Source organism: Microcoleus sp. MON2_D5, assembly GCF_036701905.1.
Lineage (GTDB): Bacteria > Cyanobacteriota > Cyanobacteriia > Cyanobacteriales > Microcoleaceae > Microcoleus.
This window is the reverse complement of record NZ_JAUBRM010000033.1, coordinates 16,099-31,285: the sequence shown is the minus strand read 5'-3', so window position 1 is coordinate 31,285 and position 15,187 is coordinate 16,099. Positions and strand designations below refer to the sequence as shown.

Sequence of the window (15,187 nt, the reverse complement as noted above, 5' to 3'; positions counted from 1 at the left end):
CCTTAAATAGAAGGCAAGGAAATTTGAAAAATAGATACTAACGCAACTAAACGATTCAAACAAAAATCGGCAATCAATTAAAGCCTTCCTATAAGGACGGGGCTTTAGACCCAATTATTTTGGTAAGATTTAATGGGCAAGTCAAATTTATTGAGTGATGGCTTCCAAATCCTGTATCCCCTAACGGAATTATATGCAGTTGCAGCGCCAATTTAGCGGACAACTGATTGCGATCGACACCAAAACCGCGATCGCCAGTGGCGGTGAAGGTCGCATCTACCCGATCGCCCAAGACTCGTCCCTTGTAGCAAAAATCTACCACAAACCGACAGACGAAGACGGCGACAAACTCACAGTCATGTTCAGTATGCCGCCGGATGCGCCGATCGCGGAACCCGGGCACGCTTCCATTGCTTGGCCGATCGATTTGCTGCATACTGTGGGCGGGCGAGAAAAAATTGTCGGTTTTGTGATGCCGCGCGTCAACAAAGTGATGCCGGTACACACTTTTTACACTCCCAAAACGAGGCGCGAACAAAAACCTCTATTTAGCTATCTTTACCTCCACCGTACCGCCAGAAATCTCGCCTCGGCTGTAAATGCCCTCCACGTCAGGGGTTACGTCATCGGCGACGTAAACGAGTCGAACATTCTGGTGACGGATACGGCGTTGGTAACGCTGGTAGACACGGATTCGTTTCAAGTCCGCGATCCTTATACGGGTTACGTTTATCGGTGTCCCGTGGGGAAACCGGAGTTTACGCCGCCGGAGTTGCAGGGGCAGACTTTCCGCGATATCGATCGAGCTCCAGAGCACGATTTGTTCGGTTTAGCAGTATTAATTTTTCAATTGCTGATGGAAGGTACGCACCCGTTTTCGGGAGTTTATCTCGGTAGCGATGAACCACCGCCTTTGGAAGCGAGAATTCGATCCGGCCATTTCCCTACAGGTACGAAGCGGATTCCCTACCGCCCGATGCCGGCTGCGCCTCCTTTTGAGATGCTGCATCCGCGGCTGCGGCAGATGTTTATCCGCTGTTTTGAGGAAGGGCACGGCAATCCTTCGGCGCGCCCGGATGCGAAAACTTGGGTGAATGCGATTCGGGAAGCGGAAGATGCTTTGGTTACTTGCAGCAAAAACACTCAGCATAAATACGGAAATCATCTCAGTCGGTGTCCTTGGTGCGATCGGGCAAAACTCCTCAAAGGGCGCGATCCGTTTCCTTCGCGGCAAGCAGTCAACAACGGATTGCACTTGCAGCCCGCGAAAACCAAGCGTAAAAAGCCCCAACCGCCGCCCGTCGTGATGCAGCCGGCAGTGCGCCGGCAACAGCCCTCCACGGGGCTGTCGCGCCCTATCGGCCAGTACGCAGTGCCCTTGCTGCCGATGCCGATGTCTCCTCGGAGTCGGACTCCTGCGCCTCAGCTTCCCGTGGGCAAGTTTGAGCGCATTGTTCAGGATGCTGCTTGGGGAGGTGTTTGGGGCAGTTTGTGTTTGGCGGCGATCGGGGGGATTTATTCGGTAATAGCTGAGGGCGGCGGCGCTATTTTGGGGGCGATTTTTGTTGGTACGATTTGGGGCTGTTTTTTTGGGATGATGTGGGGCGTTTTTACTTTGGCGCCGAATCAGATTTGGCGGAAGTGGGGCGGAGTTGTGGTGGGGGCGGCTTGGGGGGCTTTTTTGTTGGCGGCGATCGGCGGTGCGGTGTTTGGCGCGATTAATAGCACTCCGGGAATCGGGGAGAGGATTTTGGCTGGGGCGGGGGTTGGTGCCGTCTGGGGCTGTGTTTGGGCGAGTTTTCGGCCTCCTCTGGCGCTGCCGGCAGGGAGGGTGTGGGGCCGGCGCGGAGGGTATTTGGGGGCCGTCTGGGGCTCGTTTGTGGGGACTCTGGCTGGTGTTTTGTTGGGCGCTGGGTTGGTGGTTTGGCAGCAATACGGTGTCCAGATGCGGCCGGTGAATGAGTTTGCGGGTTTGTTGCTGGGTGTGGCGATCGTGGCGGCTGGTGTGGGTTCTGTTGGAGGTGTGGTTTCTGGGGGTTTGTTGGGTTTTTGCGGGTTTTCGCCGAAGTTGCCGATTTCGTTTCAGCCTTCGGGCTTGAAGGGTGGGTCTTTGGGGGCGATTTGGGGAAGTTTTTTGGGGACTTTGGCGGGCGCTGTGTTGGGGGCGGTGGTGTCTGCGATGTTTCCGGCTGTTAGCGCTGGAGTGCCGGTGGAGTTGGGGCCTGTGGCGGGGGCGATCGTGGGGGCTGGTTTGGGGGCGATTTGGGGGGTGGTTTCGGGTACTGTTTGGGGGGCTTTGGGCAAGTGGTGAAGAAAGAAGCAACGATGTAAATTTGCAATCGCAGATATTTCTCTGCAAGCTATTACCCAAGCGCCTCAACAAAGCGTGCGATTTCCAGCGCTTGACGTTTCGGGCCCGCACATCGAACAGAACCTCTACTTGAATTTAACTTAGTCTTAACTTAAACTTAACCTGAATTCCCTAGTAAGTCTAGCGACTAACCGGAGTTAGATTGAGTCAGCCTGCCACGCCTGGGAATGCGTGCGCGTGAAGAGCTAGTTCTAGTAGGAGTACAGGCAATGAGTTCTATCTTTTTCAGCCCCAACGATTGGCAAACAGTCACCTTTAGGCTGACGGCTGCACTACTGGTAGGCTTCGCGATCGGCATGAACCGCCAGCAGCCAGGTAGACCAGCAGGTTTAAGAACCTTTATGATTGTGAGTCTAGGCGCAGCTATATTTGTAATGATTCCTTTGCAGATGGATGGCGACAGCACCTTTTCCTCTTCCAATGCTTTGAGCCGAACTATCCAAGGAGTTGCCACAGGGGTAGGCTTTCTGGGGGGCGGAATCATTCTGCAACAAACTCAATACCCAGTGGGTAAAGCTGAAGTAAAAGGATTAACTTCCGCCGCAACTATTTGGTTGGCTGCCGGATTAGGTGCAGCGGCAGGCTGCGGTTTGTGGGTGATGAGTTTGATAGGAACGCTGTTTGCACTCTTGGTTTTGAGTGGCGTCAAACGGCTTAAGAAGTCTGCCTTGATTCGTGCTTATGCTAACAGCCAAGCCAAAACACGAGTCAAAGATGCCGCCTCAGTGCAAGATCGGCAGCCAGAATAACTGAGCTTTCCTTTTAAAAAGTACAAGATATACTCACCACGGTCAAAGACAATGGTGAGTAGCTGAGTACCTTTTGCGGTTAATTGCTCTGGCTTGAAGCTCCGAAATTTTTAGGTTAAAATAGAATTCAAATCTTGTTTATGGGTGAGAGGAGCCTGAGTAAGTAAGTCCGATATTGCTGTCTTAAACCCCGAAAAATCGGAGCAATACTTAGAATATAAACAATTCTTTTTGCCATACTCTTTGAACTAGGTTTCAAGCCAGAATTGCGCTATCAAACAAATCCCGATACAGGAAAATGTGAGTTGTAAGCTTTTCTCAAGCCAATTTTTACTTGAGATGACAGTGACAATTCGGCTTTTCAATCAAAGACTCAACCAACGCATTCAAAGCAACCGCCGCCAACAACCCGCCGCCAAAAGTCCCGACAGTCGTAACATAAGCAACGCCCGATCGCACTAACCGCCGTTTTGCCACCGGAGAATGACTAAAACCGATCGGCATACCAACTACCAAAGCCGGTTGCAGTTGCCCGCTCTCGATCGCCTCGCAAACGGCCATCAGCACAGACGGCGCATATCCTATCACCAATATACATCCCTTTTCGAGTTTCAACAACTTTTCAAACCACTCACGCTGCTGCCAGAATTCCTGTTCCGCTTCCGCCGCAGCATTGATGTGCGGGTCATCAATTAAAGTTGCAATACTTGTTCCCAAATGCGCCAATCTTGTCCGATCCAAAGCCGCAAAAACAGGCGGCACATCAGCCACAATTTGACACTGATTTTTCAAAGCTTCCCGCGCCGATTTAATCGCCGTTTTGCTCAACTTCACAAACGGCAGCAGCGAACAATCACCGCAGGCTAACACCAGTTTAGAAAGCAAGTCTACCTCAATTTCCGAGCGATCGGCCAAATCCGGCAATAAATGCTGCAACGACTCCCCAAAATCCTCCGGGTGAGTGTGCGCCCCCGCATCCCAACCCTCCCAAAGTTGTTCCAACTCATCCAACCCCCCCTCAGTTTCCGCCTGCAACAGCCTTAATTGCGCCAGGGCGTCGGCTTGCACCGCTTGACAGGAAATATCCCGCCCCAGCAATCCTTCCAGCGCCGAAGCCGTTTCTCTGAGGCGAACAATTTGCTGAATAACCGACAGATATTGCCGTTGCAGAGTCGCCATCAGCGCGTCAGGCGAAGCATCCGCGTCTGTTTCTAATAGTTTGCGGATGTGAGACAGTTGAAAGCCTTGCTGCTTGAGTGCGACTATTCTTTGCAGTCTTTGCACATCGCTGCGGGTATACAATCTATAGTTAGAGGTCGATCGTACCGCCGGAGATAGCAGCCCCAAAGCGTGATAATGTCGCACCATCCGAGGGGTAATTGTGCCTTTTACCGCTTCTGTAAGTTGTTTGATTGTCAGGTATTCTTGCATTAAATTTTTGGATTTTGGAATTGTATATTTGGTTCTCGAATTCACCCAGAGTCCGCCGGGGAATCAACTCCCCGTCTCATAGCAGAAGTCGGTTAAAACTCACATTTTGTACCAATATCAATTACTTGTTTAGGAACAGGCAAGATGCCTGTCCCACAAGAGATCAATTTTATTGTGGAACAGGCATCTTGCCTGTTCTTGAGAATCGTGCAACATCTCAGTTAAAACCGACTGAAAGATTAAATTCAATTCTCAGCTATCTTCAGTCCTCTTTCAGAGGACTTGCGCTATGAGACAGGGAATTCATTCCCTGTCGGACTGTCGGACTCTGGGACTCAACGAGGGGCGAGTTGATGCTGGATTTATTTGGGTTTCACTCTTGACATTGACATTAATGTCAAGGTTTAGGGTAAAGGAGTCATTCTACCAAATCAAATTTTCCCAATGACTCCCAATTCCCTCCCAATCTCTCGCCTCTGGCGCGTCGCCGAAGAACATCCAGATGCTGTGACTGCCGCCCTGTGCGGAATTCTAGTAATCTTGGGTTCGCTAGCCCTGCAATTCGGCTGGCTGGGTGTAGCCGTGTTAATCTTACCCGCAGCTTATGTTATCGGCGGCTATTCCAGTACCCGCGAAGGCTTAACTACGCTTTTTCAAGAACGCGAATTAGATGTAGATTTGTTAATGATTGTTGCTGCTTTGGGCGCGGCGGGTTTGGGGCTGTGGCGGCAAGAATATCATTTAATTGTTGACGGTGCGGTGTTGATTTTAATCTTTGCAATTAGCGGCGCGCTTGAAGGTTATGCTATGCAGCGGACTGAACGCAGCATCCGCAGTTTGATGAGTTTGACTGCGGATACTGCTAGGGTGGAAATGTACGGCGGGGAACGGTTCGTTGCGATCGACAAATTGGAAATTGGCGATTACATTTTAGTCAAGCCCGGAGAAATCATCCCCACAGATGCGATAATTATTGAAGGCTACAGTGCGATCGATCAAGCCTCGATTACCGGCGAATCGATGCCCGTGGAAAAAACCAGGGGCGATGAAGTCTATGCAGGTACAATTAACGGTGTCGGCGCGCTGAAACTAGAAGTTCATAAAACTCCAGAAAGCAGCTTGATTCAGCGAGTGATTCGGCTGGTTCAAGAAGCGCAAACAGCAGCGCCGCCTTCTCAAATGTTTGTAGAAAAATTCGAGCGCGGTTATGCCAAATTAATTGTCGGTTTAGGCGTGCTGCTGGCAACTTTGCCGCCCTTTGTGTTGGGCTGGAATTGGGAAGAGACAATCTATCGGGCGCTGATTTTCCTAGTAGTCGCATCCCCCTGCGCGCTGATGGCTTCGATTATGCCGGCGCTGCTTTCGGGAATTGCTAATGGGGCGAGACAGGGGATTTTGTTTAAAAGTGGCGCGCAATTAGAGATGATTGGTAAAGTCAGGGCGATCGCCTTTGACAAAACCGGAACACTCACCACGGGAAAACCTGAAGTTATCCAAATTGTACCAGCAGCCGGATATACTGAAACAGAAGTTCTGCAATTGGCAGCAGCCCTAGAAGCTCATTCCGAACACGCGATCGCCTCTTCAATTGTCTGCGCCGCCCAGCAGCAACAGTTACAATTGTCAACCGCTACGGATGTACAAGCAAAAATCGGTCAAGGAATTGTCGGCAAAGTCAACAATCAAATCATTGCCATTGGTAAAGCCGAGTTTGTCGAAGCAACTTCCGAATTAGGTCACATCAGCCACCAGTTGCAAGCCGAAGGGAAAACCGTTGTTTGGGTGGCAAAGGGCGCTCAACTTTTAGGAATCATTGCAGTAGCAGATACCCTCCGGCCCGAAGCAGCAGCAACGGTAAAACGCTTGCAAAAATTAGGCGTAGAACATATAATTATGCTAACCGGCGACAACGAGCAAACAGCTCAACACATCGCCCGTCAACTAGGCATCAATGAAGTGTACGCCGAACTTTTGCCAGAAGACAAAGTGCAGGCAATTAAACAACTGCAAACCCAGTATCAAACTGTAGCAATGGTAGGAGACGGCATCAACGACGCCCCCGCCCTCGCTCAAGCTTCCGTGGGAATTGCGATGGGTATTTCCGGGAGTGATGTTGCTTTAGAAACTGCTGATATCGTATTAATGGCAGATAAATTAGAGCAACTAGCTAAAGCAATTAGTTTGGGCCGCCGCGCTCAAAATGTTGTCAAACAAAACATTGTTTTTGCACTCAGTTGCATTGTGCTGTTGTTGGCGGCTAATTTTTTCGGAAATATCACCCTGCCTTTAGGCGTCATCGGTCACGAAGGCTCTACAGTAATAGTAACCTTAAGCGGTTTGCGACTGCTGAGGAATTATACATGAAAAACCGCTAAAGTCGAGGCTGAGCAAGAGTAAAATGCGTTCTCAGGCAGAGTCCATTGGTGACACTTTAACGTTAAACTAACCGTCTCTCTTGTTTATATCGAAGCCTAGATCCCCCCTAACCCCCCTTAACAAGGGGGGGACAAGATTCTTCTCAAAGTCCCCCTTCTTAAGGGGGATTTAGGGGGATCGAGACTCAACAACAAGCGACATTTATTATGAGTTCCAGTCTTAAGCTGTTACCAATTGGCAGAGCCTGGGAACGAGAATCCGATCCGCGTTCATCTGCGGTTAAAAATTCAAAATATTAAGAAAAAATACAATTGGGTTTTTGTCACTCAAAACACGCTAGGGTCAAAAGTATAGAATCATACCCAAATCAGAAATTGCTCGACACTGCAATAAAAATTAACCTAGAACAAGTCTAGAAAATGGTATTGAACTGATTGCACCAAGAGCAATGGAAAACAAGTTTTCTGTTGGAGGCAATATGAACGAAAATGTCATTGGGGCCACGCGGAACGTTGCAATTGTTGGCCCTTATTTAAGCGGTAAAACCGCACTGCTGGAAAGTTTGCTGTCGGTGACAGGGACAATTACCCGCAAAGGAAATGTCAAAGATAGCAACACAATAGGTGATAGTTCGCCGGAAGCGCGCGATCGCCAAATGAGCGTAGAAGTAAACGCTGCCACCGCTGAATATGAAGGCGTCCGCTTCACATTTCTCGACTGTCCGGGCTCAGTAGAATTTGCCCAAGAAACTTACAATGCGCTGATTGGTGTGGATGCGGCGATAATTGTTTGCGAACCAGTTGCCGATCGCACTTTAACCCTCGCACCCCTGTTTAAATTCCTCGACGATTGGGAAATTCCCCACTTAGTTTTCATCAACAAGATCGATCGAGCTTACACAGACGAAACTACTTGCGGCACCAACTTCACCCAGGTGATCGACGCGCTCAAATCCGTTTCCAGCAGACCGATCGTACCTCACCAATATCCGATCGGCAAAAACGAACAAATCATCGGTTTTATCGACTTAGTAACCGAACAAGCTTACCACTACCATCCGGGCGCCGCCGCAGATCCCGTCCCGCTTCCAGAACACCTCAAAGCACAAGAAAGCGCAGCGCGGCAGCAAATGCTCGAAGAATTGGCGAATTTTGACGACCATTTACTCGAAGAATTGCTCGAAGAAATCAATCCCGACGCCGAAGAAATTACCCGCGATTTAAAGATGGAATTAGGCGCAGATTTAATTGTGCCAGTATTCATCGGCATCGCCGAACAAGATTTCGGCGTGCGACCTCTGCTGGAAGCTTTGCTGAGGGAAGCGCCGACACCGGAAACTACAGCCGATCGCCGCGGTATTATACAAAGTGAAAACAAAGTTCTGGCTCAAATCCTCAAAACCTATTACACGCCGCAGGGAGGCAAACTATCGTTAGTGAGAATGTGGCGGGGGACGCTGGCAGACGGAGCAAATTTGAACGGCGTTCGAGTTAACGGTTTGTACCGCTTGACCGGCCAGCAAACGCAAAGTTTGAATGCCGCCAGCGCCGGGGAAATTGTGGCTGTGGGAAGGCTAGAAGGCTTGAAAACAGGCGATACGCTGGGTTCGGAGGAAGAATTGCCAAAAGCCGAAATCATCCCGCCTGTCTACGCACTGGCGATCGTCCCAGAAAAGCGCAACGATGAAGTTAAGCTGAGCTCCGCTTTAGCTAAATTGCTAGAAGAAGACCCATCTTTAGTCTGGGAACAGCACGGCGACACTCACGAAATTATACTTTGGGGTCAAGGCGAAATCCACCTGAAAGTAGCCTTAGACAGGTTGCGCCGCAAGTATAACTTGCCGATGGTAACTCACTTACCGCAAGTGCCGTACAAAGAAACCATCCGCAAACCTGCATCTTCCATCCACGGGCGCTACAAACACCAAAGCGGCGGACACGGACAGTTTGGCGACGTGTACCTCGACCTTCAACCGCAGCCTCGCGGAGAAGGTTTCACCTTTAGCGACAAAATAGTCGGTGGCGTCGTCCCCAAACAGTACATTCCCGGCGTGGAAGTGGGAGTGCGCGAGTATTTGGACCGCGGCCCGCTGGGTTTCCCGGTGGTAGACGTAGCGGTGACGCTGACGAACGGTTCCTACCATTCTGTGGACAGTTCCGAACAAGCTTTCAAGCAAGCGGCGCGTTTGGCGATGCAGGAGGGAATGGCGAAGTGCGAACCGGCATTGCTGGAGCCGATCGCCAAAGTTGAAATCTGCGCTCCGAACGAGTGTACATCAAAGGTGTTGCAGTTGGTCAGCGGACACCGCGGCCAAATTCTGGGCTACGAAGGTAAAAAAGGCTGGAAGGGATGGGATGCAGTTTCTGCTTATTTGCCGATCGCAGAAATGCAGAATTTGATCGTAGAATTGCGATCGCAGACAATGGGAGTAGGATTTTTTAATTGGGAGTTCGATCGATTGCAAGAAGTGCCGGAACCTTTAGCTAAGCGGGTTTTGCTAACAACTGGCGGCAATGGAAATGGTAACGGTAAAAGTTAGATAATTGTCTTAAAAAACCCGGTTTCTTGAAGAAACCGGGTTTTTGCACGAGTTGCTATTAAAGTTTATTGGGCCCACTTCCCATTTCTGGGATTATTGAGTTAACTTACTTAAAGCTGAAATAATATTCTCAGCTAGCATTAACGCAGTTCTCGCTTCTCTTTGTAAGTTAAACATAGTATCTTCATAATCAGCTTTATTCCTAAGTTCTCTCAATCTGCTTAAATTTTCACCTATTTTGACCATATTTTTCAGTTGAGTTGGGTGGTATATAAATTCTTTTGCTACATATTGATGTTCGTTGATATCGCGATTCTTACGAAAAAGTCTTGGGTCTTTTTCAATGTCGCGTAAGTAATTTCGCGCTAGGCAAAATGTCGAATAGTATGCTCTACTTATCGCCGATCGCAACTTGGCTTCCCTGTTACCTGAACAGTCACTATTTGTGGCAGCTAATTCTTGAGCTAAATTCAAATATTCAGACCAATCAAATCTCATTTTATTCCCATTCAAGCCTAATATGTAAATCATTTTTGGGGGCAGCTCTTTTAGCTTCGAGCCACCAACTATCATCAAGGATGTTTAACTTTGCAAAAGCTTCCTCGACTTCGAGTTTGGTGTAAATGGTAATCCACACCGATCGCCAGTTGGCAATTTCTGGATCTGTTTTCACTTCCAAGCCTAATCTTGCCGTAGGAAATATCGCTAGAATGCGATCGCAAGCTTCCAAAATCAAAGGTGCGATCGCTTCTTGCTCCATGATGATTTGAAAACTTTCTATAGGATTTTCAACCGCGTACAGGCTTTGGATTTTATTAAAAGATGCAATTAAATTTTCAAAGGCTTTAGCTATTTCTGGGGGATTTTCCATTTCTTCAGGCGGCTGAGGAAAGGAAGGTCTTAAATTTATAGCGTCGGTGCTGTAAATGATGTCACTTGTCTCGTTGTAGCGTTTGTCTTTTGATTTTACTTCGTACTGATATTGTAAGTCGAGGCGTTCTTTTCTGTAAATTTCGTTCAGAGTGTTGTTTTGTTCTGCTAATTTTTCTAAAGCCAATATCTCACGACTTATATTCTCTTCCAACTCGCCAAGCTGGACAGATGAATCTAGTTTAGCTAAAGCAGCACCAAGGGCTTGCAGACTAATAATATCTCTTGCTTTCATAATGGTCGATGGTTTGGAAGTTAGGGATTAACTTTACCAGTAATCGTGAAACCTGTCTGGACATTGTAGCAGATTTGGCGGTTGAATGCACATTGGGTTCGTAGTGGCGGGTTCACCAACAATCTATAACGATGACCAACAATCTATATAAACCCGCCCCCACCCCACGGTAAATCTGAATGTACATTTCGATTTACCGTGGGGAGAGGGCGGGTTTTCGAGATTGTTTGTTTGAGGCGATTATGGTTGGTGAAACCCGCCCTTACGGGCATTATGTCAATTTTTAATCGCCGATGTCTAACGCCGAAAAATGCGCGAGCACACACCTATAATTGCCCATGTCAGGAGGCTAGCAGCTATCCCTGATAGAATGCTAAATCCCATAATCACCCTCAGTCCCGAACCCGGATCAAAAATGGGCATGAGCGTATTTATGGCATAATTGATATTAGGGTTTGCTTCTATTTCCGTTTTAAAACCGGCGGCTGCAGAAGCTACAGTCCCGGCAGTTGACAGCCCGACTCCGACAATGCCGACTACTTCTTGAAAAGTGCGATCGCTCTCAGCCTTTCTAATTTCAACCGTACCTCTAATTGTATCAGTCAGACTCTGCAAAATTTCCAAACAAGGACGAAAATTGTCAATATCTTTTTTAATCTGCTTGGGATAGTGTTGTTTGGCGCGATCGCAAAAATCCTGCAAAAACTTCAAATCGTCAGTAGGTCTAGCCTTGGCTTTAATTTCTGCCAGCTTAGCCTCATACTTCTCAATATTAACTTCAATCGTACTGTATTGCAACTCCAAATAATTAAGGTCGATCGCAAACTCAGATAATTTTCCCATCGCCTCCAGCAGTTTCTTGAGATTGAGTCGAGAAGTATTTCTCATCCCCACAATTTGGTTGTAATTACGCATCAACCGTTCTTTTAGCAGTAGACTGTTTTCATAAGCCCAGATAATTTTATGGCGGAAGCACAGCAAATCCAGCCAACTAACATAAAAATCCCTAGCCCATTCCTGACAAGCCGCTTCATCGGGATACAAAATTACCAGCAGTTGACAATTATCCTCAATCTTATCGCCCCAAAACTCAGCTACTTTCCCACCTAAAAACCGACCGCTTCCTTGAGAAACACCATCTTTTTCAAACAAACACTTGTAAACCTGTTTTGCAAGTTCTGCCGCTTCCAAGTCAGTCCCCGATTCCAGCCAACCCGAAAGCATCCAAGTTTTGCCGATATTTTCCAACTTCGGTGGTTGGGGAATTAAATATTGCAAACTTTCAATCAGTTTAATAACTTGGTCAGGTTGATACTTATCATCAACGTAGCCGTCAAATAAAAGTTGATAATTATCGCTAACATTCCAGCGGCGGTAGCGGCCCTTGACTTGATGGTTATTCAGGTTCCCTGTAAAAGGTAAATCGGCTACTGCTTCCTCATGTAGCGCCAGAAACTTTTGTTTTTGTTCAGGGGTAAAGGAAACATTCAGCTTTTTGTGCAATTGTGCAGACAAACTCGCTAAAAATCTGCGGTAAACTTTCCGAGTTTCCGATTCGCCGACACCCAACCCTTGTTTGAGAGTGTAGCTAAATAAATTCAGGGTAGGGTCAACTAATTTGAGCATAAAATATGTGATAAATGTCGCTTGTTGTCGAGTCTCGATCCCCCTAAATCCCCCTTAAGAATGGGGACTTTGAGAACACTTTTATATCCCTCTTACAAATCATGACTTGGAACACTCTTGTCCCCCCCTTCTTAAGGGGGGTTAGGGGGGATCGAGAGGACTAAAACCTCAATCGATAAACCCGTTCAACCAAATCACTAGCCTTTCCCAACAACCTCTTCGCCATACTCTGCGGATTAGAATTAGTCAAAGGAGGAGCCAAAAAATTATTATAATCATCAGTCTGCCGCGAAGGAGTATTTTCATCTAACTCAGGAAGAAACTTATTCTTTTCCTCCGATTCATCAAGTTCCTGCAATTCCTTGTAAGCCTTCTTAAAATCTTCATAAAAAACAGCATTTTTTTGAGCTATACTAATAAGTGCAGACGCTTTTTCTAACTCGCCACTAGCCAAAGCCTCGCCAACTTCATTCACTTCTGCTATCAACTCAGGTGAAAGAGGTTCTTCAAATCTGGCAAGGGAGATTAAAAAAGCTTTGGGCGCAAACAGATCAAATCCTGATAAAGTAGATTCTTGATAAGTCATGTTAGTTTAGCCGTTGCCGGTGATGGTGAAAGCAGCCCAGTGGTAGGGATGGTTATAAGGTTTCTCTTCTATTTTAGCTAAATTTTCTTGCAGGCGCGAAGCTTCCATTTCAAAGAAGAATATGCTTTTAAAATTAGCCTCTCTCAGCAAAGGCAGCAACTCTCCGGCGTACCACTCGCCTAGCTTACCATTCGTGAGTTCTCTGAGCCAATCTTTTGCTTGTTGCAGGGCGAACGGCGGCTGGATTCCCTGCTTCCATAACTGGTAGAAATAAATCATTAACAAAGCGCTAGAACGTTCGTCCACTCGCCACAGTGTGCTGATAATATAATTAGTCTCCGGCAAAAAGCCGCTGGCTATGCCCACGAATTCATCGATTAACTCGCCTTTCTTGGTAATGCCGGTTTCGCAAGCGCTGAGGCAGACTAGGTAATAATTGACAAGTTTTAACTGTAAAATGTCGGTCAATGTCAATTCTTCGTCTTTGGCTAACATTAACGCCGAAGCCTCGGATTTTTCGGTGTTGTGGTAGGCGTGACCTGTATAATGAAAGATGCCGCTATTGGCTTTTAGTGCTTCAATAATTGCGCTTTTAGTGGTTGCATTGGAGGCGCGCTCAGTCTGGTTAATTTGACAGATTGCCGCTGCTTCTATTTGGGTGAATTTTAAGGCGCTTTTGCCTTGTGAGTGCTCTACCATCAGCAGTGAATTTGGCGCAGTTGCGGTGGGGTTTTGGTGTTGCTGTTGGATGGCAATTTGTGCGCTGGGGAGGCGGGTAATCCTGCGGCTTTTGATTTGCCGAGTATCTGTAAAAGACTCTGCGAAAAAGGGAGGAAAAAACAGAGAATCTAGGGGGAGGAGGTGCAAGTCGCGGTGGGGAATTAAGATTAAGTGTTGGATATTGGTGAGGTGCGTACAAATTTCGGAAATTTTGAGGATGTCAGCGAGTTGTTGCAATTGCGCTGTCATTGACTCGCGCCAGGGATGGGATTCTTTGCTTTGCTGTTTGCTGGTAGTTTTGCCGTAATTTTGATAGCTGGTTTTCCAGTTTTTCAGCCATTTTTCTAAACTCTGACTGTTGTTCTTTGGGAATAAGTCGCACAGAGGTGTGGAAATAACTTCAAACTTTTCTAGACTAATGATAAAAGCAGTCAGGGAAACTGGGCTGAGATGCCAGTAAATAATCGCCGTTTCGGTGTTGTTTGCCAGTAAGTCTCGGATTTGGGGATAAGTCGGGCTGGCGGTGCGGTTTTGCCAACCTGCGCGCATCCATTGCAGGCAAAAGTTTTTCCTGACTTCGGCTTTTTCCAGGGCATTTACTTTGTCGCCAGACTCGACGAGGGTATCGACTTCTAACTGGTAAAGTCCGGCAAACTTGCGCTGGAGTCGCTGTTTTATTTCGGGGTGAGTTTCATTGTCTAAAAGTAAATTTTCTAAGACGCTAGTAGCTTCAGTAAGGTACTCGCTGGTTTTGGGATCTCCCAAGCTGCGGCAGACGGTAATTAAGCCTTGCATTACTTGTAAATAAGTTTCTGGGATCAGGGGAGATTTCAAGAATTCGCGGGCTTGTTCGTAGCTGGCTTTGGCTTTGTGGAAAGATTCAAAATAAGTCGCTGTTTGTTTGCCGTGTTGGTAGTGTACCTGACCTTTTCTCTGGTGCAATGTGCCACAAGCGAGGCGATAGTCGCGATTGCTGGGGAGATATTTCTGCAAGCCTTCATCCCAGTTTTGAATGGCTTCAATGTAGCGCCCTGAGTAGAAAAATGCCAAACCTCGATTGCCCCAAGCTTGCCAGAATTGATCGCCTGTAATTTCTAAGGCTTTCTTGTAGGCTGCGATCGCCTCACTGTAGCGCCTCAAATGATTTAGGGCCATGCCCTTCCCGACCCAAGCCCCGTGGAATTTTGGTTCAATTTCTAAGCAGTTCTTGAAGGCTGCCAGCGCCTCACTGTAGCGCTCCAAATAATTTAGGGCAATGCCCTTCCCGTTCCAAGCCCAGTGGAATTTTGGTTTAATTTCTAAGCATTTATTGAAGGCTGCGAGCGCCTCACTGTAGCGCTCCAAATAATTTAGGGCAATGCCCTTCCCGTTCCAAGCCCAGTGGAATTTTGGTTTAATTTCTAAGCATTTATTGAAGGCTGCGAGCGCCTCACTGTATCGCCCCCAATAATTTAGGGTAATGCCCTTCCGGTTCCAGGCGCAGTGGAATTTTGGGTCAATTTCTAAGGCTTTATCGTAGGCTGCTATCGCCTCTTCATACTGCTCTAATTTTGCTAGTTCCAATCCTCGATTGTACCAATATTTTTCTCTTTTTTGATTGTCTGCTGAATAACTCAAATTTTAG

General features: G+C 47.5%; 10 protein-coding genes. 4 read left to right on the top strand and 6 right to left on the bottom strand.

Features of this window, described 5'->3' with window-relative positions:
- The first annotated feature begins 193 nt into the window (after positions 1–193).
- Both QUA47_RS14025 and QUA47_RS14020 read left to right on the top strand, forming a co-directional pair.
- Positions 194–2,311, top strand: a complete 2,118-nt coding sequence (locus QUA47_RS14025) for a DNA-binding protein (protein ID WP_333431188.1) — start codon at positions 194–196, stop codon at positions 2,309–2,311.
- A gap of 269 nt (positions 2,312–2,580) precedes the next feature.
- Positions 2,581–3,120: an MgtC/SapB family protein gene (locus QUA47_RS14020; RefSeq protein WP_333431187.1), complete on the top strand. Its 540-nt coding sequence runs from the start codon at positions 2,581–2,583 to the stop codon at positions 3,118–3,120.
- A gap of 330 nt (positions 3,121–3,450) precedes the next feature.
- Here QUA47_RS14020 and QUA47_RS14015 read toward each other — a convergent pair whose 3' ends face one another.
- Positions 3,451–4,596 carry a precorrin-8X methylmutase gene (locus tag QUA47_RS14015; RefSeq protein WP_333431186.1) on the bottom strand — a complete coding sequence of 382 codons (1,146 nt, stop codon included), beginning with the start codon at positions 4,594–4,596 and terminating at the stop codon, positions 3,451–3,453.
- Between the two features lie 399 nt (positions 4,597–4,995).
- On the opposite strand from QUA47_RS14015, the gene QUA47_RS14010 reads away from it, so the two are divergent.
- Positions 4,996–6,915 (top strand): heavy metal translocating P-type ATPase, encoded by a 1,920-nt coding sequence (locus tag QUA47_RS14010; RefSeq protein ID WP_333431185.1) that lies wholly within the window; start codon positions 4,996–4,998, stop codon positions 6,913–6,915.
- 490 nt (positions 6,916–7,405) lie between these two features.
- Positions 7,406–9,466: an elongation factor G gene (locus QUA47_RS14005; RefSeq protein ID WP_333431184.1), complete on the top strand. Its 2,061-nt coding sequence runs from the start codon at positions 7,406–7,408 to the stop codon at positions 9,464–9,466.
- A 93-nt stretch (positions 9,467–9,559) separates the two neighbouring features.
- Here QUA47_RS14005 and QUA47_RS14000 read toward each other — a convergent pair whose 3' ends face one another.
- The 5 genes from QUA47_RS14000 to QUA47_RS13980 all read right to left on the bottom strand — a co-directional run bounded on the left by QUA47_RS14000 (position 9,560) and on the right by QUA47_RS13980 (position 15,180).
- Entirely contained in the window at positions 9,560–9,964 is a 405-nt protein-coding gene (locus tag QUA47_RS14000) for a HEPN domain-containing protein (RefSeq protein WP_190658808.1), read from the bottom strand.
- Position 9,965: 1 nt separating this feature from the next.
- A complete protein-coding gene (locus QUA47_RS13995; RefSeq protein ID WP_333431183.1) occupies positions 9,966–10,631 on the bottom strand; it encodes a hypothetical protein in 666 nt (221 codons plus the stop codon).
- 297 nt (positions 10,632–10,928) lie between these two features.
- The gene (locus QUA47_RS13990) at positions 10,929–12,257 is read right to left on the bottom strand and encodes a hypothetical protein (RefSeq protein ID WP_333431182.1); all 1,329 of its coding nucleotides are present in this window, start codon (positions 12,255–12,257) and stop codon (positions 10,929–10,931) included.
- Positions 12,258–12,417: 160 nt separating this feature from the next.
- The gene (locus QUA47_RS13985) at positions 12,418–12,843 is read right to left on the bottom strand and encodes a hypothetical protein (protein ID WP_333431181.1); all 426 of its coding nucleotides are present in this window, start codon (positions 12,841–12,843) and stop codon (positions 12,418–12,420) included.
- A gap of 6 nt (positions 12,844–12,849) precedes the next feature.
- Positions 12,850–15,180, bottom strand: a complete 2,331-nt coding sequence (locus QUA47_RS13980; RefSeq protein WP_333431180.1) for a CHAT domain-containing tetratricopeptide repeat protein — start codon at positions 15,178–15,180, stop codon at positions 12,850–12,852.
- Between the last annotated feature and the right edge of the window lie 7 nt (positions 15,181–15,187).